The organism is Stenotrophomonas maltophilia, assembly GCF_047497515.2.
Taxonomy (GTDB): domain Bacteria; phylum Pseudomonadota; class Gammaproteobacteria; order Xanthomonadales; family Xanthomonadaceae; genus Stenotrophomonas.
The window spans coordinates 517169-540840 of sequence record NZ_JAXAXL020000002.1 but is presented as its reverse complement, the minus strand read 5'-3'; the positions used below and the strand labels follow the sequence as shown (position 1 = coordinate 540840).

Here is a 23672-nt window from a genome sequence, read left to right as displayed (position 1 = left end):
GCAGGATGGGGGCCGAAGCTCCCATTCACAAGTCAGGCGCGCACTTCGGAAAGCAGCTTGCCACCGGCCTTGCGCTCACGCGCAGCCCGGATGAAACCGATGAACAGCGGGTGGCCGTCACGCGGCGTGGACAGGAACTCCGGGTGCGCCTGGCAGGCCAGGAACCACGGGTGCGCATCGCGCGCCAGCTCGACCACTTCCACCAGGGTGTCGTCCATCGACTTGCCGGCGATGACCAGTCCGGCATCTTCCAGCTGGGTGCGGTAGCGGTTGTTGAACTCGTAACGATGGCGATGGCGCTCGGCGACCACATCCTTGCCGTACAGCTCACGGGCCAGCGTGCCCGGCTTCAGGCGCTGTTCCTGCAGGCCCAGGCGCATGGTGCCGCCCAGGTCACTCTTGTCGTCACGCTTCTCGACGTCGCCGGTGGCGGTGCGCCATTCGGTGATCAGGCCGATCACCGGGTTCGGCGACTGGCGATCATTCTCGGTGCTGTTGGCGCCTTCCAGGCCGACGACGTTGCGGGCGTAATCCACAACCGCCGCCTGCATGCCATAGCAGATGCCGAAATACGGCACCTGCTGCTCGCGGGCGAACTTCGAGGTCAGCACCTTGCCTTCGAAACCACGGTCGCCGAAGCCACCCGGCACCAGGATGCCGTCGACGTCGGCCAGCGCGGCCATGTCGGTGCCTTCCAGGTCCTGGGCTTCCAGCCACTTCAGGTTGACCTTGGTGCGCTGGCGCAGGCCACCGTGCTTGAGTGCCTCGCCCACCGACTTGTAGGCGTCCTGGTGGTCGACGTACTTGCCGACCACGGCGATGGTCACTTCGTCCAGCGGGTGCAGGGTCGCGTCTACCGCGTCCTCCCACATCGACAGGTCGACCGGACCGGCCTTGTCGGCCAGCTTCAGCTGGTTGACGACAATCTCGTCCAGGCCCTGCGCATGCAGGCCGGACGGAATGCGGTACAGCACGTCCACGTCCGGCACGCTGATGACGGCGCGTTCGGAAACGTTGGTGAACTGCGCGATCTTGCGGCGCTCCGAATCCGGCACGGCCTGCTCGGAACGGCACAGCAGCACGTCCGGCTGGATGCCGATCGAGCGCAGTTCCTTCACCGAGTGCTGGGTCGGCTTGGTCTTCAGCTCGCCAGCGGCGCCGATGTACGGCACCAGGGTGAGGTGCATGAACAGCGCCTTTTCCGGGCCACGCTCGGTACGCACCTGGCGGATCGCTTCCAGGAACGGCAGCGATTCGATGTCACCCACGGTGCCGCCGATCTCGACCAGGGCCACGTCGTAGCCTTCGGTGGCTTCGTCGATGCAGCGGCGGATCTCGTCGGTGATGTGCGGAATGACCTGCACGGTCGCGCCGAGGTAGTCGCCGCGGCGTTCCTTGCGGATCACGTTCTCGTAGATGCGGCCGGTGGTGACCGAGTTCTTGCGGCTCAGGCGGGTACGCACGAAGCGCTCGTAGTGGCCCAGGTCGAGGTCGGTCTCGGCGCCGTCGTCGGTGACGTACACCTCACCGTGCTGGAACGGGCTCATGGTGCCCGGGTCGACGTTGATGTACGGATCGAGCTTCATCATCGTGACCTTCAGGCCACGGGCTTCGAGAATGGCGGCCAGTGACGCCGCGGCAATGCCTTTGCCGAGCGAGGACACCACGCCGCCGGTTACGAAAATCAAGGGAGTCATGGCTGCAAGCATCCTGTCTGGAAATGGAAAACGGCAGCACCACGCGCGCCCGGAGGGCGGGCATGGAGCCTGAAGGGGGTTTTCCGGTTCGCTGGGGCAGCGAGGGAGGTGCTGGACCGTGCGGCGGCAGGCGCCGGACGGGGACCACCGTGCGAGGTCGGGGCGGCCGTGCCGGCCCTATCGACCGTCACCTGCGACCCGCATTGCTGGCGACCACGCATGGTCGCGCCAGCCCATTCGCAAAGGGTGGACACGCACTTACTCCCGGAAAGCCGTAGTTTACAGATTGATGGCCGCCAACCCAAGGGGCAGTTGCGGCCATCACCCAAAAGAAACGCCCCGCAGGGCGGGGCGTCGGGGGGCGAATCCCTTGTGGCAAGGGCTTCAGAAGGCAGACGTATTACTTCTTCTTCCGCGCCTCTTCTTCCTCTTCCTGCTGCGGGGCCGGCTGGCCCTGCGCCTTCATTTCGGCAGTGGCCTGCGCGCGACGCTTGGCCTTGGCATCCGCCTCGGCCTGCGCCTTGTCGGCCTGGTCACCCTGCTGCGGGGCCGGCTGGCCGGCGTTCTGCGCCACCACCAGCGGCACTGCAACAGCGGCAGCGGCCAGGATCGCAATGGTCAGCAACTTCTTCATGAGGTCCTCCTCGCGGTATGGCTTGGACATGGGGGCGCCGGCGTTCAGATTCCAGCGACTGTCATTTTACCCCCTCCGTGGCGCCGAGGCTGAACCGCAGGCGTGCAAATTCCCCGCCCACACCGCACACTTGCGCGTCGCTCCGCGCTTTGAAGATAGATGAACGCACGCTATAACGCCGCCGATATTGAAGTCCTGTCCGGCCTTGACCCGGTCAAGCGCCGTCCTGGCATGTATACCGACACCGCGCGCCCGAACCACCTGGCGCAGGAAGTGATCGACAACTCGGTGGACGAGGCCCTCGCCGGCCACGCCCGTTCGATCGAGATCACCCTGTACAAGGACGGCAGCGTTGAGGTCAGCGATGACGGCCGCGGCATGCCGGTGGACATCCATCCGGAAGAGAAGATTCCGGGTGTCGAGCTGATCCTGACCCGGCTGCATGCCGGCGGCAAGTTCAACAACAACAACTACACCTTCTCCGGCGGCCTGCACGGCGTCGGCGTCAGCGTCGTCAACGCGCTGTCGACCCTGGTGGAAGTGCACATCAAGCGCGAAGGCGCCGAACACCGCATCACCTTCCGCAACGGCGACCGCGCCACCCCGCTGGAAGTGCTCGGCAGCGTCGGCAAGAAGAACACCGGTACCCGCGTGCGCTTCTGGCCGGACCCGAAGTACTTCGATACGCCGAAGTTCGCCGTGCGCGCACTCAAGCACCTGCTGCGCGCCAAGGCGGTGCTGTGCCCCGGCCTGACCGTCAAGCTGACCGACGAAGCCACCGGTGAAGTCGATACCTGGTACTACGAAGACGGCCTGCGCGATTACCTGAAGCTGGAACTGGGCGAGCGCGAATCGCTGCCGGCCGACCTGTTCGTCGGCAACCTGAAGAAGGACACCGAAGTGGTGGACTGGGCCGTGGCCTGGCTGCCGGAAGGTGAACTGGTGCAGGAAAGCTACGTCAACCTGATTCCCACTGCGCAGCATGGCACCCACGCCAACGGCCTGCGTACCGGCCTGACCGAAGCGCTGCGCGAGTTCTGCGACTTCCGCAACCTGCTGCCGCGTGGCGTCAAGCTGGCTCCGGAAGACGTGTGGGACCGCGTGTCGTTCGTGCTGTCGCTGAAGATGACCGATCCGCAGTTCAGCGGCCAGACCAAGGAACGCCTGTCTTCGCGCCAGGCTGCCGGCTTCGTTGAAGGCGCCGCCCACGATGCGTTCAGCCTGCTGCTGAACCAGAACGTGGAACTGGGCGAAAAGATCGCGCAGATCGCCATTGAGCGCGCCAGCGCGCGCCTGAAGACCGAGAAGCTGGTCGTCCGCAAGAAGGTCACCCAGGGCCCGGCCCTGCCCGGCAAGCTGGCCGACTGCATCAGCCAGGACCTGTCGCGCACCGAGCTGTTCCTGGTGGAAGGTGATTCGGCAGGCGGCAGCGCCAAGCAGGCCCGCGACAAGGACTTCCAGGCGATCATGCCGCTGCGCGGCAAGATCCTGAACACTTGGGAGGTGTCCTCCAACAGCGTGCTGGCCTCGGAAGAAGTGCATAACCTGGCCATCGCCATCGGTTGCGACCCGGGCAAGGATGACATCAGCGGCCTGCGTTACGGCAAGGTCATCATCCTGGCCGACGCGGACTCGGACGGCCTGCACATCGCCACGCTGCTGACCGCGCTGTTCCTGAAGCATTTCCCGGCGCTGGTCGATGCCGGCCACGTGTTCGTGGCGATGCCGCCGCTGTTCCGCATCGACGTGGGCAAGCAGGTGTTCTACGCCCTGGATGAGGAAGAAAAGCGCTCGATGCTGGACAAGATCGAACGCGAGAAGATCAAGGGCGCCATCAACGTGACCCGCTTCAAGGGCCTCGGCGAGATGAATCCGCCGCAGCTGCGTGAATCCACCATCCACCCGGATACGCGCCGCCTGGTGCAGTTGACCGTGGACGATCGAGAGCAGACGAGTTCGCTGATGGACATGCTGCTGGCCAAGAAGCGCGCCTCCGACCGCAAGGGTTGGCTGGAATCGAAGGGCGACCTGGCTTCGCTGGAAGTCTGACGCCGTCCTCTGGTAGTGCCGGCACTACCGGTTGGCGGCAGGACTCATCCCGCCCCCATCGGCAAACCCGGCGGCGCCATAATGCCCGTCCACCCGTGTGGACCACCGTATTGGCCAGCCACTCGCTGCTGTTCCCCGGCCTGCCGCTGCACAGCGCGCGGCTGGTCCTGAGCCCGATCCGCCGTGACGATGCCGCTGCACTGTTCACGCTGCAGTCCAACCCCGACGTGATGCGCTGGTGGAACCACTCGGCGTGGACCCGGCCGGCAGAAGCCCGCGAGCAGATCGACGATGACCTTGCCGCACACGCCATCGGCACTCAGCTGAAGCTGGCCGTGCGCGAAACGCTGGAGGGCCCGCTGCTGGGCATCTGCGTGGTGTTTGCGGTCGACCGCGATGCCGCCCGCGCCGAGATTGGTTACCTGCTGGCCCCCGATCGCCAAGGCCAGGGCTATATGCACGAAGCCCTGCAGCATGTGCTGGCCTACCTGTTCCGCACGCTGCACCTGCACCGCATCGAAGCCGAGATCGATCCGCGCAATGCCGCATCCGCGCACGTGCTGGAGCGCCTGGGTTTCCACTGCGAAGGCGTGCTGCGGCAGCGCTGGCGCATCCAGGGCGAACTCTCGGACTCGGCCGTCTACGGCCTGCTGGCCCACGACGAAGCGGCGGCCGCCCTGCCCGCTTGACCCAATCTGGCTGCTGGGAGCTACAGCCCGCGGACATGCCTTTGGACACATACAGCGCGGCCCTCCCCCGGCCTAGCATCGGAACCCCCTTCCGCTGCCGAAACGGTGCCATGAAGTCCCTGCTGCATATCGCCGCGCTCTGCGTCGGCCTGCTCATTGCCCCTGCCAGCGTACTGGCTGCGCCGGCCGCCGACGACAAGCCCGATCCGAAGGACGGCAAGACCGAGGCGCCTGCCCTTCCCCCCGATGCCTCCGCGCGCCAGAGCATGCGCCTGGCCGGGCGCACCCTCGACTACACCGCCACCGTCGGCACCCTTCCGGTGCGCGACGCACAGGGCAAGGTGATCGCCGATGTGGTGTTCACCGCCTACACGATGCCGGGCAAGGACCGGCCGGTGACCTTCGCGCTCAATGGCGGCCCCGGCGCGTCGTCGGTCTACCTCAACATGGGTGCGATCGGGCCCAAGGTGGTGACCTTCGGTTCGGAAGGCGACAGCGCCTCGGCGCCGGCCACGCTGCACGACAACCCCGGCACCTGGCTGGACTTCACCGATCTGGTGTTCATCGATCCGGTCGGCACCGGCTTCAGCCGCGCGCGCATCGGCGACGACGAAGCCAAGAAAGCGCTGTACAACCCCGGTGCCGATATCGAGTACCTGTCGCGCTCGATCTACGACTGGCTGCTGCGCAACCAGCGCATGGCGTCGCGCAAGTACCTGACCGGCGAGAGCTATGGCGGTTATCGCGGCCCGCGCATCACCCACTTCCTGCAGACCCGGCTGGGCGTGGCGATGAACGGCCTGGTGCTGGTGTCGCCCTACCTGAGCCCGACCCTGGAAGACAACGCCGACGTTTCGCCGATGGCCTGGATGCAGACGTTGCCGTCGATCGCCGCCGCGCACCTGGAGCGCCAGGGCAGGCTGACCGACGCGGCGATGCGCGAGGTGGTGGAATACACCCGCGGCGACTACGCGACCGCGCTGATGAAGGGCCGCAGCGATCCGCAGGCGACCGAAGCGATGCTGCGCCGGGTGACCGAGCTGACCGGGCTGGACCCGCAGTTCGTGCGCCGCGCCGGCGGTCGGCTGGAGACGCAGGCCTACCTGCGCGAAGTGTTCCGCGACAAGGGCACGCTGGGCAGCCGCTACGATTCCAACGTGACCGCATTCGATCCGTTCCCGAACGATCCGGAGCAGCGCGCCAACGATCCACTGCTGGACAGCATCATCGCGCCGACCACCACGGCGATGGTCGACTTCGTCACGCGCGTGGTCGGTTGGAAGGTGGATGCGCGCTACCAGGCGCTGAACTATGACGTGAACCGGCTGTGGGACCGCAACGGCGAACTGCGCCAGGGTGCGGTGACCCAGCTGCGCCAGGCAGTGGCGATCGACCCACACCTGCAGGTGCTGATCGTGCATGGCTGGAACGACCTGTCGTGCCCCTTCATGGGGTCGATCCTGACGGTGGACCAGATGCCGGCGATGGGCAGCAACCCGGACCGGGTGCAGGTACGCAGCTATCCGGGCGGGCACATGTTCTACAGCCGCGCGGACAGCCAGGCGGCATTCCGCAGGGATGTGCAGGCGTTGTTCCAGCGTAATTGAGGTGTGATGGTAGCCGGGCCTGCGGCCCGGCACCCGCCAGATCAAGAGCAACACCAACGGCAACGTCAAAAGTCGGGTTTCCGTAGATTGGCGAGGTGGTCGATCGTCTGCTGTTGGTGGGTGCCGACCTTGGTCGACACGCTGGATGCGGAAAACTCTTTGCCCATGAAAAAAGCCCGCCGGGATCCGGCGGGCTTTTTCGTTTATCGGGCCGCTGGCATCAGGTCCAGCCGAACATCTCGAACAGCTTCAGGATCAGGTACGCACAGCCGCCGGCGGCCGGGATGGTCAGGATCCAGGCCCAGACGATGCGCTCGATCACGCCGAACTTCAGCGAGCGCGGGTTCTTGGCGAAACCCACGCCCATGATCGCGGTGGAGATGCTGTGCGTGGTCGAGACCGGCATGCCGAAGTGGGCGGCCAGGGTCAGGATGGTGGCCGAGCTGGTCTCCGCGGCAAAGCCATGGATCGGGTGCAGCTTGACCATCTTGTGGCCCAGGGTCTTGATGATCTTCCAGCCGCCCGAGGCGGTACCGGCGGCCATCACCACGGCGCAGGTCAGCACGATCCACATCGCGATGCCGTCACCGGCATGCGCGTCCGGGTGCATGAAGGCCAGCCAGGACGGCAGGTCGTTCAGTGCGCCGGTGGCTTCGGCACCGATCAGGGTCATCGCGATGATGCCCATGGTCTTCTGCGCGTCGTTGTGGCCGTGGGCGAAGCCCATGTAGGCCGCCGAGGCGATCTGGGCCTTGCCGAAGAACGCATTGACGATGCGCGGACGGGCCAGGCGGCCGATGGCGCCACCGATCTTGGCCAGGCCGGCAATCAGGCCCCACAACAGCACCATCACCACGATGCCCAGCAGGAAACCGGCGATCGGCGAGGTGATCATCGGCACGAACACCTTCCACAGCAGGCCCTTGTTCTGCGCCCAGCTGCCCAGGCGCTCGGACCAGATCAGCGCATCCCAGTTGTTGTGGGCCGCGGCCAGGCCGGCGCCGCACAGGCCACCGATCAGCGCGTGCGAGGACGAGGACGGCAGCCCTTTCCACCAGGTGATCAGGTTCCAGATGATGCCGCCGAGCAGCGCGCACAGGATCACCTGCGGGGTGACATCGACGACATTGGTGTTGAGCAGGCCGGACGCGATGGTCAGCGCGACCGCGGTGCCGGTCAGCGCACCGAGGAGATTCATGAAGGCGGCCAGCATCACCGCCCAGCCGGGCGAGAGCACCTTGGTCGCGACCACGGTGGCAATGGAGTTGGCGGTATCGTGGAAGCCGTTGATGAACTCGAAGACGAGCGCGGCCAGGATCACCACCAGGACAAGGGTCAACATGCGGCGGCGTCCGTCAGCTGTTCTTCAACACGATCTGGTACGCCACCACGCCGGCCTCGCGGCAACGGTCGATGGCCTTTTCCAGGATCTCGAAGAACTCCTTCAGCAGGAACATCTGCAGGTTGTCCAGGCGGCCGGAATAGATGTCGCGGTACAACTCGAGCATCAGGCGGTCGGCCTCGTTCTCCAGCGAGCGCAGCTTCTCGTTCAGCGCGGTCATCCGGTCCAGGTTCATGTGGCGCAGGTCGGCCACCATTTCCACCACCACGCCGGCAGCCTGCTCCAGCATCGCCGCGCGCGGCGCGAAGTCGATGTGCTCCAGGTGGGTCGTGGCCAGCGAATAGCGATCGGCGAACTTCTCGATCTGCTTGGGAATCTTGTACAGGGCCGAGCCCAGCGCTTCGATGTCTTCGCGCTCGATCGGGGTCATGAAGCTGTCCACCAGCGCCTGGCTGATCTTGTCCGAGGCCGCGCGCTCGCGCAGGCGGGCCAGCTTGAACGCATCCAGCGCCGGCTGGCGGTCGGCCTCGCGCAGCATGGAATGCAGCGCCTTGGCGGCGTCGGAAGCCGCGACGGCGGCCTCATCGAGCAGGGTGTAGAACTGTTTGCCGGAACCGAAAATGGTCTGCAGAGAGAACATTGAGAAACCTGTCAGCCGTCGCGGGAAGGACGGCACCAGACGGAATTATGACGGCTAGATGACCATCTCGGGTATCCCCGCCCCCGTTACGGGGCTTGGAACCCCCAACCTGAACAGGCAGTTGCCACGCGGCCATGCCCCTTTGCTAAGATGCCAGCGCGCCTTCGGGCGCACCCTATGGACGACGACCCTTACCCCCCAGCGCCGCGCCGGACCCCGCTCCTGAGCGCCAGCCGCCATCGCAAGCACCCGCCCTCCCTGCCACCAACCGGGGACGATGCCCGTGTTTGAAATGATCCTGATTGTCTTCGCGCTTGTTCTGCTGAACGGCTTCTTCGCCATGTCCGAGATGTCGGTCATGACCTCGCGCAAGAGCCGCCTGAAGCAGATGGCCGCCACCTCCAAGCGGGCCGCCAAGGCGCTGGAGCTGTCCGAGAAGCCGGAGAGCTTCCTGTCCACCGTACAGATCGGCATCACCGTGATCGGCGTGCTGACCGGCTACCTCGGCGGTGAAGCGCTGGGCGAGGCCTTCGCCGGCTGGATCCAGGGCCTGATGCCGGGCTTTGCGTACGCTGGCAACGTCGGCACCGCACTGGCGGTCAGCCTGATCACCTTCATCACGCTGATCTTCGGCGAGCTGGTGCCCAAGCGCCTGGCGCTGACCCGATCGGAAGCCATTGCCGGGCTGGTGGCGATGCCGATGAGCTGGCTGGCCAAGCTGGCCCTGCCTTTCGTCTGGCTGCTTTCCAAGACCACCCAGCTGGTGCTGCGCCTGTTCGGCCTGGGCAAGGATGAAGTCGCTTCGGTGACCGAAGAAGAGATCCGCATGCTGGTGGCCGAAAGCCACGAGGCCGGCGTGATCGACGCCCACGAGCGCGACATGATGAACCGTGTCATGCGCCTGGGCGACCGCACCGCCGACAGCCTGATGACCCCACGCAACCGCATTGCGTGGCTCGACACCCAGGGTGGGCTGGAGCGCAACCTGGAAATCATGGCCGAGCACGAGTTCTCACGGTATCCGGTGTACCGCGACAACGACATGGACGTGGTCGGCGTGCTTGAACTGAAATCGCTGGCCACGCGCATGGCGCGCGGCGACACCGCCCTGTTCCAGACCCTGCGTGAACCGCTGTACGTTTCCGAATCGACCCACGCGATGAAGCTGCTGGAGATCTTCCGCGAGGAACAGCAGTCGATGGCACTGGTGGTGGACGAATACGGCGAGATCCAGGGCCTGGTGACCATCAGCGACCTGATGGGCGCGGTGGTCGGCCGCCTGCAGGCGGTGGAGAACGCCGACGAGGATGCGCTGGTGGTGACCCGCGAGGATGGCTCGCTGCTGGTGGATGGCTCGCTGCCGATCGAGGACCTGCGCGAGCTGATCGGCAGCAACGACCTGCCCGATGCCGAGGATGGCGACTACTACACGCTGGCCGGCATGTGCATCCACTACTTCGGCCGCATTCCGCATGCGGGCGAGTACTTCGACTGGGCCGGCTGGCGCTTCGAGATCGTCGATCTGGACGGTGCGCGCGTGGACAAACTGCTGCTGCGCACGCTGTCCGACGAGCAGGCCGATGAGCTCACCGCCTGAGTCCGGCCAGGGTCCGGGCGTTGAGCGCCCGGCCTACCGCAACGAGGGCATCCGCACCCTGCTGGAGATGTTCGCCTCCGGCGAGCCCACCCAGCACATGCCGCTCGGCCAGATTCTCTGCAACCTGCAGCAGAGCGCGTTCGGCGTGTTCCTGTTCGTGGCGATCCTGCCCTCGTTCATCCCCATTCCGGGCATGGGTGGTGCGGTCAGTGGCCCGCTGGTGATCCTGATCGGCCTGCAGATGCTGTGCTGCCTGCGCCGCCCGTGGCTGCCCGGCTTCATCGCCCGCCGCGGGCCGAAGCGCGGCACCATGCACCGCTTCCTCGACCGCATCGACCGGCCGCTGCGGCGCCTGGACAAGATGCTGAAGCCGCGCCTTCCGCAGCTGCTGGTTCCGCTGCCCGCGCACGCCTTCACCGGCCTGCTGCTGGTGCTGCTGGGCGTTCTGTTGTCGCTGCCGATTCCGTTCACCAACTTCCTGTTCGGCTTCCAGCTGCTGCTGTTCGCACTGGCACTGCTGGAACGTGATGGCGCGCTGATGCTGTTCAACTGGATTGCCGCGCTGGCGGCCATCGCGTTCTTCGGCTTCAGTTCCGGGCAGCTGGTCGGCTACACGGTGGAGCTGTTCCAGCGCTGGTTCTGAGCACCGGAATTCATCGGGGTTGCCCCATCCACGCATGGCGTGGATCTACCGGGATGCAGTAGATCCACGCCATGCGTGGATGAAGCTCTCACCGCAGGTCGATGAACCCGTTGTCGGCCAACTGCCCCGGATCATCCTGCACCGCCGACAGCACGAACGTCAGCGCCTTGCCCAGCAGCGTGCCCGGGCCATCCCAGTACTCGGCCGAATCGGCCCGCACATGGATCAGGCGCAGGTTGGGATCCTCCTTGCCGCCGGGGAAGAACAGCCTCATCGCCGGCGACCACAGTTCCTCGATCTTCGCGCGATCATCCACCACGCGAGCGCGGCCTGACACAGACACATAGGTGTTTTTCGAGGGCGAGGCGTAGGCCACGTTGACCCGCGGATCGAGCGCGATCTCGGCCACCTTCGGGCTGTCGGCGGTGATGACGAACCACAGGTCACCGTCGAAGGCGACCTGCTGGGTGGCCAGCGGCCGACTGTAGAGGCGGCCATCAACCCCGGTGGTGGTGAACATCGCCACCTCCACATCCTTGATCAGTTCGGCCAGCTGGGCAATGTGTTCGGCGCGCGTATCGGCCATGAGGGGGCTCCATCGGTGTGGGGCCCCCATCAGACGCGCATCGATCGCAATAGGCCGTGACGCAATTGTTCAGCCCGCGTGGCGGGCGTGCCAGGCATGCATGGCCAGTTCGAACGAACGCAGCCGCGCACGGTGGTCATACAGGTTGGCAGTGAGCATCAGTTCGTCGGGCGTGTGGCGCTCGACAAACGCGGCGATGCCGTCGGCCACCTGCTGCGGATCACCCAGCACGGTGCAGGCCAATGCCCGCTCCACGCCCAGCTTTTCATGCGGTTCCCAGAAGGTTTCGATGTCGTCGATCGGCGCCGGAATCTTGCCCGGCCGGCCGCGCCGCAGGTTGACGAAACTCTGTTGCTGGCTGGTGAACAGGCGGCGCGATTCGGCTTCGCTGTCGCTGGCGACGACATTCAGCGCCAGCATCGCGTGCGGCTGCTTCAGCGTGGCCGAAGGACGGAACTCGCGGCGATAGACCGCCAGCGCCTCGTCCATCACGTCGGGCGCGAAGTGCGAGGCGAATGCGTACGGCAGGCCCATCGAGGCGGCCATGCGCGCACCGAACAGGCTCGAACCCAGGATCCAGGTCGGTACGCGCAGGCCGCCACCGGGAACCGCCTGCACGGCCTGGCCGGGCTGAACCGGCTCGAAGTAGTGCAACAGCTCGCGCACGTCCTGCGGGAACTGGTCGGCACTGTCGAAGTAGCGGCGCAGGGCGCGCGCGGTGGGCTGGTCGGTGCCGGGCGCCCGGCCCAGGCCAAGGTCGATGCGGTCCGGATACAGCGACGCCAGCGTGCCGAACTGCTCGGCCACCTGCAGCGGCGCGTGGTTGGGCAGCATGATGCCGCCGGCACCGACGCGGATACGCTTCGTGCCACCGGCTACATGCCCGATCAGCACGGCGGTGGCCGCGCTGGCGATGCCGGGCATGTTGTGGTGTTCGGCCAGCCAGTAGCGGCGGTAGCCCAGCGCATCGGCGTGCTGGGCCAGTTCCAGCATGTTGGCGAAGGCGGCGGTGGTGTCACTGCCCTCGCAGACCGGGGCCAGGTCGAGAATCGACAACGGGATCATCAGCGGTTTTCCGTCACAGGATTCCCCATGCATGGGGTCAGCCAGGCACGGCGGCCAGTGACGGTGGCAGGATGCTGATTCCTGCGGGATGGGTTCAGGACACGCCGGACATGGCCCGTGGCGCGGTCAGAACGCGCTGGGGCGCGGCTCGGGCAACGGCTGGTCGACCATCGGCTTCAGCTCGGCATCCAGCGCCACGCGCTCGTCGAACACGAAACAGCGGCCTTCGTAGCCCTCGCCACCGACGTCTTCGAAATAGCCAAGGATGCCGCCGTCCAGCTGCAGCACGTTGTCCATGCCGTCGTTGACCATCCACAGCGCGGCCTTCTCGCAACGGATACCGCCGGTGCAGAAGCTGACCACGGTGCTGTCCTTCAGCGCCTCACGGTGCGGCGCCAGCGCCTCGGGCAGGTCGGTGAACTTGTGGATGGGCAGCACCAGCGCATCCTTGAAGGTGCCGTACTCCACCTCCTGCAGGTTGCGGGTGTCGAGCATCACCACCGGCTTGCCGGCGTCATCGTGGCCCTGCCGCAGCCAGCGCTGCACCGTGGCCGGATCGACCGCCGGAGCGCGCGGGTACTCCAGCGGCTGGCCGTCATCGCGGCGGAAACTGATGATCTCTTCCTTCACCTTGGCCTTCAGCCGCGCAAACGGCTGGTGCTCGCTGAGGCTGGTCTTGACCCGCATATCGGCAAAACGCGCATCGGCGTGCAGCGCCGCGTAGAAGCCCTCGACCGACGCCGGCGCACCAGCCAGGAACAGGTTCAGCCCCTCGCCCGCCACCAGGATCGTGCCCCGCAGCCCCGCCGCCTCCGCGCGCGCCAGCAACTGGTCGCAGAGAGTCTGGGGAGCGTCGATGACGGCGAAATGGTAGGCAGCGGTATTGGCGATCATCCTGCCATTTTAGCGCCAGACCGCCGGAGGATCCGATTTACCGTTCATCCACGCATGGCGTGGATCTACAAAGCTCATGAACCTGTCAGAGGCGTGAAGGTGTGGGCAGGCGGGGCCGTTGGCGCCATCGATGGGTTTACGGCGTGTCCCGCCTGCCCACACCGCCCTGCCCTTTCACGGAACTCCCGCTGTTGCCTTTGCTGTTGCCGGCCAGCGGCCGGCACTACCAGGTGCCAGGTGCCGGGTGCCGGGTGCCGGGTGCAACCCGGCCGGACGCCCCCTTTACCCCCGCAACAGCATGAACGGCAGCAGCACCAGCGCCGCCGCGCCCGCCATACCAAGCAACACCAGCACCACGAACACCGGGCGCCGCCGCAACAGGCTGCCGAAGGTCTCCGCCGTGCCATCACGCAGCGCCTGCTCGCGTTCGGCACGTACGCGCACGCCGCGCGCTGCCTGATACTCCGCCATCAGCGCTTTCGCACGCGGATGATCGGCGTCCTCGCGCAGCCACAGGCCGCCGTTGGAAATGCCCCAGGGACTGGGTTCGGTGCGATACCAGGCGATGCCGTGCTGGTCCAGCAGCGTGCAGACATCGGCATATTCGTCGTCGCCGACGTTGCGCAGATTGAGCAGAAGTTTTGCCATGCGCCCATGATACCCGGCACCGATGCGCTACCCTTGCCGCCCTCGCCCTGCGCCCTTCCGGAGACGCCCGATGCGCCGCCTGCTGCTTCCCCTGCTGCTGTCCCTCGCCGCCGCTGGCTGCTCGACCGAGCCCTCCGGCCCGCCGCCGGGTGGCACCCTGACCACCTTCGAGCGCATCGACAGCGTGCCCGGCAGCGGTGCCGAGGCTGTCGCCGGCAGCAAGGTCACCGTGCACTACACCGGCTGGATCTACGACAACCGCACCGAAAACAAGCACGGCAAGACCTTCGACAGCTCGGTCGGCCGTGGCGAACCGTTCACCTTCGCGCTCGGCGCCGGCCAGGTCATCCGTGGCTGGGATGAAGGCGTGGCCGGCATGAAGGTCGGCGGCAAGCGCACGCTGATGATCCCGCCGGACTACGGCTACGGCGACCGCCGGGTCGGCCCGATCCCGGCCGGCTCGTCGCTGGTGTTCGACGTCGAGCTGCTCGATGTCAAACCGTAATACCGCAACGCGCCGTCGGGTTGCCGTGGTCGGCGGTGGCCCGGCCGGCCTGTTCGCCGCCGAGCGCCTGCGTGCGGCCGGGCTGGATGTCGACCTGTACGAGGCCAAGGGTTCGCCCGGCCGCAAATTCCTGATCGCCGGCAAGGGTGGGCTCAACCTCACCCATTCCGATCCGCGCCCGCTGTTCGACAGCCGCTACCGCGAGCAGGCGTCTGCCGTGGGCACGTGGCTGGACGGCTTCGACGCGCAGGCACTGCGTGACTGGGCCGCCGGTTTCGGCGTGGAAACCTACATAGGCAGCTCCGGACGCGTGTTCCCGGTGGATCGCAAGGCCGCGCCACTGCTGCGCGGCTGGGTGCGGCGGTTGAAGGAACAGGGCGTGCGCCTGCATGCCAACCATCGCTGGATCGGCTGGAGCGACGACGGTGCGCTGCGCTTCGCCACCGAAGCGGGTGAAATCGATGTCCACGCCGATGCCACCGTACTGGCGATGGGCGGCGGCAGCTGGCCGCAGCTGGGCAGTGATGGCGCCTGGGTCGCGCCCCTGCAGGCGCGTGGCGTGGACATTGCGCCTCTGCAGTCGGCCAATTGCGGTTTCGATGTGGATTGGACTCCATTCTTCGCCCAACGCAGTGCCGGCGCGCCGCTGAAGGCCGTCGTGGCGCACTGGATCGACCTCGCGGGCCAGCCGCAGTCGATGCAGGGCGAGTGCGTGGCCAGCGAGTACGGTATCGAGGGCAGCCTGATCTACGCGCTGGCGGCTGACCTGCGCGAGACCATCAACCGCGATGGCCACGCCATGCTGTGGCTGGATCTGGTGCCGGGCCGCGACGAGGCGCGCCTGCTGGCCGACCTGTCGCGTCCGCGCAAAGGCCGCAGCTTCGGCGAGCACCTGCGTCGCCAAGCGGGCCTGGATGCGGTGAAGGCGGCGCTGGTGTTCGAAATGCTGGGCAAGGAGGCAGGCAACGATCTGCCTGCGGTGGTGGCCACGCTCAAGCGTCTGCCACTGCGCCTGCTGCGGCCGAGGCCGATGGCCGAGGTCATCAGTACGGCCGGCGGCGTACGCCTGGGCGCGCTGGATGATGGCCTGATGATCCAGGCACTGCCCGGCGTGTTCTGCGCCGGCGAAATGCTGGACTGGGAAGCCCCGACCGGCGGCTACCTTCTTACGGCCTGCTACGCCAGCGGCCTGCGTGCGGCGGAAGGCGTGATCGAGTGGCTGGCCGGGCGGTAGGACCTGCCCTGTAGAGTTGAGTCATGCTCGACCGGATGGAAAAGCAGTCGAGCAAGCTCGACTCTACGAAAGCAGCCGAGCGTGGGCCCGGCCCTACACACCGGTCACCACGGCCGGCGCATGCTCACCGAAGCCAGCGCCACGCCACTGGGATGCGGGTAGGCCTCCTCACGCACGGCAATGAAGCCCTGCCGCTGATAGAACGGCACGGCATTGAGCGAGGCCGACAGCACCACGTCGCGCTCACGATCGGCCATCGCCAGCAGGCGCTGCATCAGGGCCTGGCCGATCCCCTTGCCGCCACGGTCGGGATCGACAAACAGCGCATCGACTTCATTGGCGTCGGTATCGAACACGCCGAACCCGAGCAGGGTGCCCTGCGCATCCTCGGCCACCACGCAGCCGCCCTGCCCCAGCAACCGCGCGTACTGCGACGGCGGTGGCGACGCCGACCAGGGCTCAATCACCTCAGGTGGGTAATGGCTGCTGCAGGTCTCGCGCACGCACCGCGTGCGCAGCGCCCACAGCGTGGCGACATCATCGGCCGTGCCTGTCCTGAACTGCATGACATCTCCTTGTAGCGTCGAGCTTGCTCGACTGTTCTTCGTTCCGGACACGCAGTCGAGCAGGGCTCGACTCCACAACGGCCGTTACCGCGACTTGCTGGCGCGCAGCGCCTGGATCTTCGGCGGCGGCTGGAACGAGTCGCTGCGCGCATCGGCCCAGAATGCATGGAACACCGCGTGGTCGGGCACTTTGTGCAACAGCTCGCCCGGTTCCAGGTAGCGGTACAGGGAGGCCAGCGAACGGATCTCCACCGGCGAAACGCGACGCAGGATGTGCTCAGGGCCCAATTCTGCGGGGTCGTTCAGGCCGGCCGCACACAGCAGCTCCTTCAGGGCATGCAGCGTGTGCTCGTGGTAGCTGTGCACGCGCGTGGCCTTGTCTGGCGCGTCCAGATGCTTCCAGCGCGCGGGATTCTGGGTGGCGATGCCAGTCGGGCACTTGTCGGTGTGGCAGCTCAACGACTGGATGCAACCCAGCGCGAACATGAAGCCACGCCCGGCATTGCACCAGTCAGCGCCCAGCGCGATGGTGCGCGCGATGTCGAATGCACTGGTGATCTTGCCGGCCGCACCGATGCGGATGCGCTCGCGCAGGTCCAGGCCGACCAGGGTGTTGTGCACCAGCAGCAGCGCTTCGTGCATCGGCACGCCGACGTGGTCGACGAACTCGGCCGGTGCCGCACCGGTGCCCCCCTCGGCGCCATCGACCACGATGAAGTCGGGAAGCAGGCCGGTTTCCTGCATCGCCTTGGCGATGCCGAACCACTCCCACGGATGGCCGATGGCCAGCTTGAAGCCGACCGGCTTGCCACCGGACAGCTCGCGCAGGCGCGCGACGAACTGCAGCAGTTCAACCGGCGTCGAGAACGCCGAGTGGCGCGACGGCGACACGCAGTCCACGCCCATCGGCACGCCACGGGTCACCGAAATCTCGGCGGTCACCTTCGGTGCCGGCAGCACGCCGCCGTGGCCCGGCTTGGCACCCTGTGACAGCTTGATCTCGATCATCTTGACCTGGTCATGGGTGGCATTGGCAACGAAGCGTTCTTCGCTGAAGCCGCCCTTCTCGTCGCGGCAACCGAAATAGCCCGAGCCGATCTCCCAGACCAGATCACCCCCCATCTCGCGGTGGTAGGGCGAGATCGAGCCTTCGCCGGTGTCGTGGTAGAAGCCACCACGGCGCGCACCTTCGTTCAGCGCGCGGATCGCATTGGCCGACAACGAGCCGAAGCTCATTGCCGAAATGTTGAACACGCTGGCCGAATAGGGCTTGGCGCAGTTCGGGCCGATCAGCACGCGGAAATCATGCTTGGCGATGGACGTGGGCGCCAGCGAATGGTTGATCCACTCATAGTCCACCGCGTAGGTGCTGCGCAGGGTACCGAACGGCACGGTGTCCATCTCGTTCTTGGCGCGCTGGTAGATCAGCGCCCGCTGCTGCCGCGAGAACGGCACGTCTTCCAGGTCGCTCTGCACGAAGTACTGGCGGATCTCCGGGCCGATCGATTCCAGGCCGTAGCGGAAATGAGCCATCACCGGATAGTTGCGGCGCAGCGTGCTGCGCTTCTGCAGCAGATCCCAGGTTCCCAGCGCCACCATCGCCGCAGTCAGGCCGACGCCCCAGTACCAGGCCGGCCAGATCGTGGCCAACCACAGGCATATCGGGAACATCAGGATGGCGAGCAGGTAGACGATATACCGGTGCATGGCTTTCCTCGGTTGCAACTGCCCCCGAGTCTACCGCGCTGCCCGTCTGCCGGGTTTACAGGCGATCATCAACCACGTTGCGCGGCCAGGCCGATTTCACGTCGTAGACCAGCCCCTGCGGCGCCAGCAAGGCCCGGATGTGGGCTTCATCCATCGCCTTGAAACGGGCATGGGCCACCGCCAGCACCACCGCGTCGTAGCGGCCGGGAACCGGCTCAGCCAGCCACTGCACACCGGCCTCGGCCAACGCCGCCGGGCCGACCCACGGGTCACTGACTTCAACCTCGGCCCCGGCCTCGTGCAGGCGCTGCGCCAGTTCCAGTGCGCGGCTGTTGCGCAGGTCCGGACAGTCTTCCTTGAAGGTCACGCCCAGCACCAGGATGCGTGCCTGTGCGGGCGTGCGGCCGCGCTCGGCCAGCATCGCCAGCACGCGGGCTGCCACGTGTTCGCCAACACGGTTGTTGACCTGCCGCGCGGTATGGATCAGGTCCGGGTGGTAGCCCACGCTCTCGGACTTGTGCAGCAGGTAGTACGGGTCCACGCCGATGCAGTGGCCGCCGACCAGGCCGGGCCGGAACGGCAGGAAATTCCACTTGCTGCCCGCCGCATCGAGCACGTCCTGGGTATCGATGCCGAGCCGGTCGAAGATCAGCGCCAGTTCGTTGACCAGCGCGATGTTGACGTCGCGCTGGATGTTCTCGACCACCTTGGCCGCTTCGGCCACGCGCATCGACGGCGCCGGAAACGTGCCCGCCGCGATGATGCGCTGGTACAGCGCATCGATGACCTCAGCGACCTGCGGTGTCGATCCCGACGTGATCTTGCGGATGTCGGTCAGCCGCCGCTGGCGGTCGCCGGGACTGACCCGTTCCGGACTGTAGCCGCAATAGAAGTCGTCGTTGAAGCGCAGCCCCGAGCCCTGCTCCAGCAACGGCACGCAGACCTCTTCGGTGGTGCCGGGATAGACCGTGGATTCGTAGATCACCAGGTCGCCCGCGCGCAGATGGCGGGCGATCAACCGGCTGGCCGAACGCAAGGGTTCCAGGTCCGGCTGTTCGTAGGCATCGATCGGCGTCGGCACGGTGACGATGTAGACGTTGCAGGCATCGAGCAGGGCCGGGTCGCTGCCGTACTGCAGGTGCTGCGCGCCGTCCAGCTCGTCGGCCTCCATCTCAAGGGTGTGGTCCTGGCCACTGCGCAGCTCGGCGATGCGGCTGGCATCGATGTCGAAGCCCAGCGTCGGCCAATGCCGGCCGAAGGCCACGGCCAGCGGCAGGCCGACGTAGCCCAGACCAATCACCGCGAACCGCGGCGCCATCGCCGCCGCCACGGGCGCACTCATCGGCACATCCCCTGCACCGGATCAAACCGCAGGCGCGCTGCCATGGCTTCGGCCAACCCACTCATTCGCTGTACCACTCCGGGAAAACCCACACCAGAAAGGCTACAGCCTAACGGCCCCGACGCTCCGCCGCCAAGGCAGGCTCAGGAGCCCAGCGCCACCGCTGCAGGTTCCAGTTCGCCGTCAGCGCCGGTCCAGGCCAGCAGCATGCGCTCGAAACCGCCGTTGCCAAGCAGGAAGCCCGGCCAGGCCGCTTCGATGATCTGTTCCAGCAGGTCCGCCTCGATCCGCCGCGTGCCCATCGACCAGCGCGGGAACACGCGCTGCGCCACCGGTGCGCGGCACAACACCTTCACCTGTGCATGGCTGCGCGCGTTGACGATGCGCTGGAACACCGAATCGATGCCATCTTCAGGACCCTCCAGGTACTGCAGGAAGCGGCCGCCATCGAACATCAGGACACCGGTGACACCCGCTACACGGTTGAACGTCGTGGCATCAGCCAGCAGGCGATCAAGATCGGCTGTGTGCAGATCGGCGCGGGCCTCACTGGCATAGGCAATCGCGTGCAGCGACATCAGGTGGCTCCCCCCCTGGGAACGATGGTTGGGACTATGACATGAACAGGGAAAACAGTTAAGCAGGTGGCCTCCCTCCTGTATTTCTGCTGGCGCGCCGCAGCTGGGCTACAATCGGCGCCGCGTTGCAGGCCCGGATGGCGAAACTGGTAGACGCATCGGACTTAAAATCCGCCGGGGGCGACCCCATGCCGGTTCGATTCCGGCTCCGGGCACCACGCGCGCACGGCGCAACCAGCATTCAGATCGCACGCGAATAGCGCGGCTGCGCGTGTGCAGCACGCAGATACGGATCGAAGCACATCGCCAGCAGCCGCAGCAGCGGCCGCCCCGGCTCGCTGGCGCGAACCACACCGTCACGGTATTCGGCCAGGCCGTCTTCCTGCAGGCGCTGCACCGAGCTCAGGTCCTCGGCGAAGTACTGCTCGAACTCGATGCCATGGCGCTGGCCCAGTGCGGCGCCATCGACCTCGCCCTGGCACATCAACTGCTGGATCAGGTCGGCACGCAGCTGGTCGTCGGCACTGAGCGCAACGCCACGCCAGACCGGCAGCTGGCCCTGGTCCACCGCGTCTTCCCATGACGGCAGGTCGCGCGGGTTCTGGCTGTAGGTGGCCCCGATGTGGCTGATCGCACTGACCCCAAGGCCGAGCAGATCGGTATCGGCATGGGTGGTGTAACCCATGAAGTTGCGGTGCAGCTGGCCGGCACGTTGCGCGCGCGACAGATCCTCTTCCGGCAATGCGAAGTGGTCCATGCCGATGTACTGATAGCCTGCAGCGGACAGCTTTTCCACCGCCAGCCCGAGCAGCGCCAGCTTGTCTTCCGGAGAGGGAAGCCGGCTCTCGTCAATCTGCTTCTGCGCGCGGAACAGGTGTGGCAGATGCGCGTAGCCATACACCGCCAGGCGATCCGGGCGCAGCGCCAGCACCCGCTCAAGGGTGCGGCCGAAACCCTCCAGGCTCTGCCCGGGAAGGCCGTAGATCAGGTCGACGTTGACCGAGCGCATGCCGCTGTCACGGCAGGCCTGCAGGATATCCAGCGTCTGCTGCACGCCCTGCACGCGGTTGATCGACTCCTGCACGTGCGGATCGAAATCCTGCACGCCCAGGCTGGCCCGGTTGAAGCCCAGCCGGGCCAGCATCGCCACGTCGTGCGTATCGATGAAGCGAGGGTCGAGCTCGATCGAGAAGTCACGCTGCGATGAATCACTGAAATCGAAGCGACGGCGCAGCCCTTCCACCAGGGTGGTCATCGCCTCGGCATCGAGGAAGTTCGGCGTGCCCCCGCCCAGATGCAGCTGGATGACTTCGCGGCCGTCCTCGAACTGCGGGGCCAGCAGATCGGCCTCGGCCAGCACACGCGAGACGTAGCTGTGGCCACGGCCGCGATCGCGGGTGATCACCCGGTTGCAGCCGCAGTAGAAGCACGGGCTGGAACAGAACGGCACGTGCACGTACAGCGACAGCGCGCGGGCCCGCTGGTTGCTGTCGGCGATCGCCTGGCGCAGTGCCGGCGCGTCGAAGCCATCGTGGAAATGCGGCGCGGTCGGATACGAGGTGTAGCGCGGCCCGGGCCGGTCGTGCCGGCGCAGCAGGTCGGGGTCGAAGGTCCAGGCCAGGCCGCCAGCAGCGGGAGAGAACGTGTCCATGCCGCCAGCATCGCGCCGAGCGGACGCTGCCGCCTTGACCCAGATCAATCCTTCGCAGGGATCCCCAGCACCGGCAGGCCGACCTGCGGCCAGCGCAGCATCTGGTAGCGCTTCCAGAAGGTCTCGCCGATGCGGGCCGCGACATCGTCGGCCAGCGCCTGCATCGGCGGGTTGCCGCACTCGGCGGTGGTGATCCGGAACAGCAACAGCCAGCGCTCGAACAGGTCCTTGTCCAGTTCGATGGCCATGTGCTTGGACATTGGCGAGCCCTTGAAGCGGCGGGTGCCGCGCAGCATCGCCGACCAGAAATCAACCAGCTGCGCCAGGTGCTCCGGCCAGTCGTGCACATGCGACTCGAACACCGGCCCCAGGCGCTCCTCCTCGCGCACGCGGCCGTAGAAGTCGTGGACCAGGCGGGTGACTTCCTGCTCGGTGCACAGCTCGGGCGAGGCAACGGGAAGGACAGGCGGAGGCGTAGCGTTCATCGGTTACCCAAAGCGTGCCGGCAGTGTGCCGCAGCCGGCCGGCACCACCGTTGATCCAGATCAATGTCGGCGCAGTCCGCTGCACCTAGGCTGGCGCGCTTGCAGGAAGCATGCCCTGCGGATGCTGCGCCGGCCCAGGCGAAGTATACGCGCCGCCCCCATTTCCGATCCGGGACAGCATGAACAGACCCTCTCCCAGCCGCCGCCAGCAGTTGATCCAGCACTGGGGCGCGATCCTCTGGCCCAGCTTCATCGCTGCCGGCGCCGCCAGCGTCGTGTTCTTCGCCTTCGTCGATCCCCTGCGGCTGCAGGCGATCAGCTTTCCGGACACCACGATCAGCCGCGAACTGGGCTACAGCGTGGGCTTTTTCATGTTCTGGGCGGTAACGGCACTGTCCAGCGCGGTCACCGGCTATCTGAACCGGCCGATGCCGTGCGACGACGACGACGAGCTGCCACTGGGATGAGTACGCCCTGCTCCACCACGGCGCGCCCGCGGCACTGGCGCGGCTTGCTCAGCGCAGGCCTGCTGGCGCTGTTCTATGCCCTGCCCTGGTTGCGCTGGGATGGCCGCCAGGCATTGCTGCTGGACATCAATGCCCGGCGCTTCGACCTGTTTGGCTGGACCCTGTGGCCTGGCGACGTAGGCGTGCTGATCGGCCTGTTGGCGGTGCTGGCGGTGAGCCTTGCGCTGCTCACCCACCTCACCGGGCGCCTCTGGTGCGGCTACGCCTGTCCGCAGACGTTGTGGCGCGGCGCCTTCGAGGGGATCGCGCGCGGCCTGGCGCGGTGGTTGCCGGCGGTAGCGGTACGCCCTGCCACGCAACTGGCGTGGGGACTGCTGTCGCTATGGACCGGCATCACCTTCGTCGGCCTGTTCAGTCCGATTGCCGAGCTGGTGGCCGCAGCGCCGCATGCCGGCTGGAGTGGCTGGGAAACCTTCTGGGTGGTGTTCTATGCCGCCGCCACGTGGGGCAACGCCGGCTTCCTCCGTGAACAGGTCTGCCGCTCGCTGTGCCCGTTCGCGCGCCTGCAGCCGTTGCTGACCGATCCGCATACGCCGCGCATGCTGTATGACGCGCGCCGTGGCGAACCGCGCGGGCCGCGTCCGTCCGGCTTGGGCGGTGTGCTCGGACGCGGCCGTAGCCTGCTCGACCCGACCACCGCGCAGGACTACGTGTTCCGCGCCACGCATCCTCTGCTGGCAGGACCGATGCCGACCTTCAGCGCTGACCGCCTGGGCGACTGCACCGACTGCGCCGCGTGTGTCAGCGTCTGCCCGATGCAACTGGACATCCGCCAGGGGCCGCAGGCGGATTGCCTGGCCTGCGGCGCCTGCCTGGAAGCATGTGCACGGCAGCAGCACCAGGCCGGATTCGGCACGGGCCTGCTGCGCTACTGCAGCCCGCAGGCCATGGCCGGGCAGCCACGACGCCGGTGGCGACCGCGGACCCTGGCACTGCTCTCGTTGCTGCTGGCGCTGCTGGCCTGCGGCGCCTGGCGCCTGCTCTGA

Annotated in this window: 23 protein-coding genes and 1 tRNA gene; 10 read left to right on the top strand and 14 right to left on the bottom strand. The window is 66.8% G+C overall.

The genetic code is table 11. From position 1 onward, the window contains the following. Positions 1-32: 32 nt before the first annotated feature. Both pyrG and ACMZPQ_RS06360 read right to left on the bottom strand, forming a co-directional pair. The gene (gene pyrG, locus ACMZPQ_RS06365; protein ID WP_040008072.1) at positions 33-1697 is read right to left on the bottom strand and encodes a CTP synthase; all 1665 of its coding nucleotides are present in this window, start codon (positions 1695-1697) and stop codon (positions 33-35) included. A gap of 400 nt (positions 1698-2097) precedes the next feature. Next, positions 2098-2331 carry a hypothetical protein gene (locus tag ACMZPQ_RS06360; RefSeq protein ID WP_006431442.1) on the bottom strand — a complete coding sequence of 78 codons (234 nt, stop codon included), beginning with the start codon at positions 2329-2331 and terminating at the stop codon, positions 2098-2100. A 159-nt stretch (positions 2332-2490) separates the two neighbouring features. Here ACMZPQ_RS06360 and parE point away from each other — a divergent pair, with 159 nt between their 5' ends. The 3 genes from parE to ACMZPQ_RS06345 all read left to right on the top strand — a co-directional run bounded on the left by parE (position 2491) and on the right by ACMZPQ_RS06345 (position 6676). Further along, positions 2491-4380: a DNA topoisomerase IV subunit B gene (gene parE, locus ACMZPQ_RS06355; RefSeq protein ID WP_197582938.1), complete on the top strand. Its 1890-nt coding sequence runs from the start codon at positions 2491-2493 to the stop codon at positions 4378-4380. A 110-nt stretch (positions 4381-4490) separates the two neighbouring features. Beyond that, positions 4491-5069: a GNAT family N-acetyltransferase gene (locus tag ACMZPQ_RS06350; protein WP_197583641.1), complete on the top strand. Its 579-nt coding sequence runs from the start codon at positions 4491-4493 to the stop codon at positions 5067-5069. A gap of 110 nt (positions 5070-5179) precedes the next feature. Further along, a complete protein-coding gene (locus ACMZPQ_RS06345) occupies positions 5180-6676 on the top strand; it encodes a S10 family peptidase (protein ID WP_197583640.1) in 1497 nt (498 codons plus the stop codon). Between the two features lie 220 nt (positions 6677-6896). Here the strand turns inward: ACMZPQ_RS06345 and ACMZPQ_RS06340 are convergent, their stop codons facing one another. Next, complete coding sequence (locus ACMZPQ_RS06340) at positions 6897-8018, bottom strand: inorganic phosphate transporter (RefSeq protein WP_197583638.1); 1122 nt, start codon at positions 8016-8018, stop codon at positions 6897-6899. Positions 8019-8031: 13 nt separating this feature from the next. After that, the gene (locus ACMZPQ_RS06335) at positions 8032-8658 is read right to left on the bottom strand and encodes a DUF47 domain-containing protein (RefSeq protein ID WP_004152833.1); all 627 of its coding nucleotides are present in this window, start codon (positions 8656-8658) and stop codon (positions 8032-8034) included. Between the two features lie 292 nt (positions 8659-8950). Here ACMZPQ_RS06335 and ACMZPQ_RS06330 point away from each other — a divergent pair, with 292 nt between their 5' ends. Both ACMZPQ_RS06330 and ACMZPQ_RS06325 read left to right on the top strand, forming a co-directional pair. Further along, positions 8951-10255: a hemolysin family protein gene (locus tag ACMZPQ_RS06330; protein ID WP_312645860.1), complete on the top strand. Its 1305-nt coding sequence runs from the start codon at positions 8951-8953 to the stop codon at positions 10253-10255. Then, entirely contained in the window at positions 10239-10898 is a 660-nt protein-coding gene (locus ACMZPQ_RS06325; RefSeq protein ID WP_197583636.1) for an exopolysaccharide biosynthesis protein, read from the top strand. The genes ACMZPQ_RS06330 and ACMZPQ_RS06325 overlap by 17 nt, the downstream gene beginning before the upstream one ends. 88 nt (positions 10899-10986) lie before the next feature. Here the strand turns inward: ACMZPQ_RS06325 and ACMZPQ_RS06320 are convergent, their stop codons facing one another. From ACMZPQ_RS06320 to ACMZPQ_RS06305, 4 genes are all read right to left on the bottom strand, one after another. Next, positions 10987-11484 carry a pyridoxamine 5'-phosphate oxidase family protein gene (locus ACMZPQ_RS06320; protein ID WP_197583635.1) on the bottom strand — a complete coding sequence of 166 codons (498 nt, stop codon included), beginning with the start codon at positions 11482-11484 and terminating at the stop codon, positions 10987-10989. A gap of 69 nt (positions 11485-11553) precedes the next feature. Further along, entirely contained in the window at positions 11554-12549 is a 996-nt protein-coding gene (locus tag ACMZPQ_RS06315; protein ID WP_087922179.1) for an LLM class flavin-dependent oxidoreductase, read from the bottom strand. A gap of 126 nt (positions 12550-12675) precedes the next feature. Beyond that, positions 12676-13443, bottom strand: a complete 768-nt coding sequence (locus tag ACMZPQ_RS06310; RefSeq protein ID WP_197583633.1) for a sulfurtransferase — start codon at positions 13441-13443, stop codon at positions 12676-12678. A 282-nt stretch (positions 13444-13725) separates the two neighbouring features. Then, entirely contained in the window at positions 13726-14091 is a 366-nt protein-coding gene (locus ACMZPQ_RS06305) for a DUF6164 family protein (protein ID WP_008268110.1), read from the bottom strand. Positions 14092-14161: 70 nt separating this feature from the next. Between ACMZPQ_RS06305 and ACMZPQ_RS06300 the strand changes: the two genes are divergently transcribed. Both ACMZPQ_RS06300 and ACMZPQ_RS06295 read left to right on the top strand, forming a co-directional pair. Beyond that, entirely contained in the window at positions 14162-14596 is a 435-nt protein-coding gene (locus ACMZPQ_RS06300) for an FKBP-type peptidyl-prolyl cis-trans isomerase (protein WP_008266124.1), read from the top strand. Then, positions 14583-15830, top strand: a complete 1248-nt coding sequence (locus tag ACMZPQ_RS06295) for a TIGR03862 family flavoprotein (RefSeq protein WP_197583632.1) — start codon at positions 14583-14585, stop codon at positions 15828-15830. The genes ACMZPQ_RS06300 and ACMZPQ_RS06295 overlap by 14 nt, the downstream gene beginning before the upstream one ends. 104 nt (positions 15831-15934) lie before the next feature. Here ACMZPQ_RS06295 and ACMZPQ_RS06290 read toward each other — a convergent pair whose 3' ends face one another. From ACMZPQ_RS06290 to ACMZPQ_RS06275, 4 genes are all read right to left on the bottom strand, one after another. Then, positions 15935-16396, bottom strand: a complete 462-nt coding sequence (locus ACMZPQ_RS06290; RefSeq protein ID WP_312645851.1) for a GNAT family N-acetyltransferase — start codon at positions 16394-16396, stop codon at positions 15935-15937. An 84-nt stretch (positions 16397-16480) separates the two neighbouring features. Next, positions 16481-18103 carry a glutamate synthase-related protein gene (locus tag ACMZPQ_RS06285; RefSeq protein ID WP_197580106.1) on the bottom strand — a complete coding sequence of 541 codons (1623 nt, stop codon included), beginning with the start codon at positions 18101-18103 and terminating at the stop codon, positions 16481-16483. A gap of 55 nt (positions 18104-18158) precedes the next feature. Continuing rightward, a complete protein-coding gene (locus ACMZPQ_RS06280) occupies positions 18159-19445 on the bottom strand; it encodes a nucleotide sugar dehydrogenase (RefSeq protein ID WP_197580105.1) in 1287 nt (428 codons plus the stop codon). A 143-nt stretch (positions 19446-19588) separates the two neighbouring features. Continuing rightward, entirely contained in the window at positions 19589-20023 is a 435-nt protein-coding gene (locus ACMZPQ_RS06275) for a BLUF domain-containing protein (RefSeq protein ID WP_197580104.1), read from the bottom strand. Positions 20024-20154: 131 nt separating this feature from the next. Between ACMZPQ_RS06275 and ACMZPQ_RS06270 the strand changes: the two genes are divergently transcribed. Further along, positions 20155-20241, top strand: a tRNA-Leu gene (locus tag ACMZPQ_RS06270). 23 nt (positions 20242-20264) lie between these two features. Here ACMZPQ_RS06270 and hemN read toward each other — a convergent pair. Together hemN and ACMZPQ_RS06260 are read right to left on the bottom strand one after the other, a co-directional pair. Then, positions 20265-21674: an oxygen-independent coproporphyrinogen III oxidase gene (gene hemN / locus ACMZPQ_RS06265; protein ID WP_197580103.1), complete on the bottom strand. Its 1410-nt coding sequence runs from the start codon at positions 21672-21674 to the stop codon at positions 20265-20267. Between the two features lie 44 nt (positions 21675-21718). Then, positions 21719-22159, bottom strand: a complete 441-nt coding sequence (locus tag ACMZPQ_RS06260) for a group III truncated hemoglobin (protein ID WP_197580102.1) — start codon at positions 22157-22159, stop codon at positions 21719-21721. 179 nt (positions 22160-22338) lie between these two features. On the opposite strand from ACMZPQ_RS06260, the gene ACMZPQ_RS06255 reads away from it, so the two are divergent. Together ACMZPQ_RS06255 and ACMZPQ_RS06250 are read left to right on the top strand one after the other, a co-directional pair. Next, the gene (locus ACMZPQ_RS06255) at positions 22339-22626 is read left to right on the top strand and encodes a hypothetical protein (protein WP_197580101.1); all 288 of its coding nucleotides are present in this window, start codon (positions 22339-22341) and stop codon (positions 22624-22626) included. Then, positions 22623-23672, top strand: a complete 1050-nt coding sequence (locus ACMZPQ_RS06250) for a 4Fe-4S dicluster domain-containing protein (RefSeq protein ID WP_197580100.1) — start codon at positions 22623-22625, stop codon at positions 23670-23672. Before ACMZPQ_RS06255 ends, ACMZPQ_RS06250 begins: the two co-directional genes overlap by 4 nt.

Bases quoted from the DNA above. Each gene is read 5' to 3' on its own strand.
- ACMZPQ_RS06320 (WP_197583635.1), bottom strand. From the start codon at position 11,484: ATGGCCGATACGCGCGCCGAACACATTGCCCAGCTGGCCGAACTGATC.
- ACMZPQ_RS06250 (WP_197580100.1), top strand. From the start codon at position 22,623: ATGAGTACGCCCTGCTCCACCACGGCGCGCCCGCGGCACTGGCGCGGC.
- ACMZPQ_RS06280 (WP_197580105.1), bottom strand. From the start codon at position 19,445: ATGAGTGCGCCCGTGGCGGCGGCGATGGCGCCGCGGTTCGCGGTGATT.
- ACMZPQ_RS06305 (WP_008268110.1), bottom strand. From the start codon at position 14,091: ATGGCAAAACTTCTGCTCAATCTGCGCAACGTCGGCGACGACGAATAT.
- ACMZPQ_RS06285 (WP_197580106.1), bottom strand. From the start codon at position 18,103: ATGCACCGGTATATCGTCTACCTGCTCGCCATCCTGATGTTCCCGATA.
- ACMZPQ_RS06310 (WP_197583633.1), bottom strand. From the start codon at position 13,443: ATGATCGCCAATACCGCTGCCTACCATTTCGCCGTCATCGACGCTCCC.
- ACMZPQ_RS06300 (WP_008266124.1), top strand. From the start codon at position 14,162: ATGCGCCGCCTGCTGCTTCCCCTGCTGCTGTCCCTCGCCGCCGCTGGC.
- ACMZPQ_RS06335 (WP_004152833.1), bottom strand. From the start codon at position 8,658: ATGTTCTCTCTGCAGACCATTTTCGGTTCCGGCAAACAGTTCTACACC.
- ACMZPQ_RS06340 (WP_197583638.1), bottom strand. From the start codon at position 8,018: ATGTTGACCCTTGTCCTGGTGGTGATCCTGGCCGCGCTCGTCTTCGAG.
- ACMZPQ_RS06330 (WP_312645860.1), top strand. From the start codon at position 8,951: ATGATCCTGATTGTCTTCGCGCTTGTTCTGCTGAACGGCTTCTTCGCC.
- pyrG (WP_040008072.1), bottom strand. From the start codon at position 1,697: ATGACTCCCTTGATTTTCGTAACCGGCGGCGTGGTGTCCTCGCTCGGC.
- ACMZPQ_RS06315 (WP_087922179.1), bottom strand. From the start codon at position 12,549: ATGATCCCGTTGTCGATTCTCGACCTGGCCCCGGTCTGCGAGGGCAGT.
- ACMZPQ_RS06325 (WP_197583636.1), top strand. From the start codon at position 10,239: ATGAGCTCACCGCCTGAGTCCGGCCAGGGTCCGGGCGTTGAGCGCCCG.
- ACMZPQ_RS06260 (WP_197580102.1), bottom strand. From the start codon at position 22,159: ATGAACGCTACGCCTCCGCCTGTCCTTCCCGTTGCCTCGCCCGAGCTG.
- ACMZPQ_RS06255 (WP_197580101.1), top strand. From the start codon at position 22,339: ATGAACAGACCCTCTCCCAGCCGCCGCCAGCAGTTGATCCAGCACTGG.
- hemN (WP_197580103.1), bottom strand. From the start codon at position 21,674: ATGGACACGTTCTCTCCCGCTGCTGGCGGCCTGGCCTGGACCTTCGAC.
- ACMZPQ_RS06290 (WP_312645851.1), bottom strand. From the start codon at position 16,396: ATGCAGTTCAGGACAGGCACGGCCGATGATGTCGCCACGCTGTGGGCG.
- ACMZPQ_RS06275 (WP_197580104.1), bottom strand. From the start codon at position 20,023: ATGTCGCTGCACGCGATTGCCTATGCCAGTGAGGCCCGCGCCGATCTG.
- ACMZPQ_RS06360 (WP_006431442.1), bottom strand. From the start codon at position 2,331: ATGAAGAAGTTGCTGACCATTGCGATCCTGGCCGCTGCCGCTGTTGCA.
- parE (WP_197582938.1), top strand. From the start codon at position 2,491: ATGAACGCACGCTATAACGCCGCCGATATTGAAGTCCTGTCCGGCCTT.
- ACMZPQ_RS06345 (WP_197583640.1), top strand. From the start codon at position 5,180: ATGAAGTCCCTGCTGCATATCGCCGCGCTCTGCGTCGGCCTGCTCATT.
- ACMZPQ_RS06295 (WP_197583632.1), top strand. From the start codon at position 14,583: ATGTCAAACCGTAATACCGCAACGCGCCGTCGGGTTGCCGTGGTCGGC.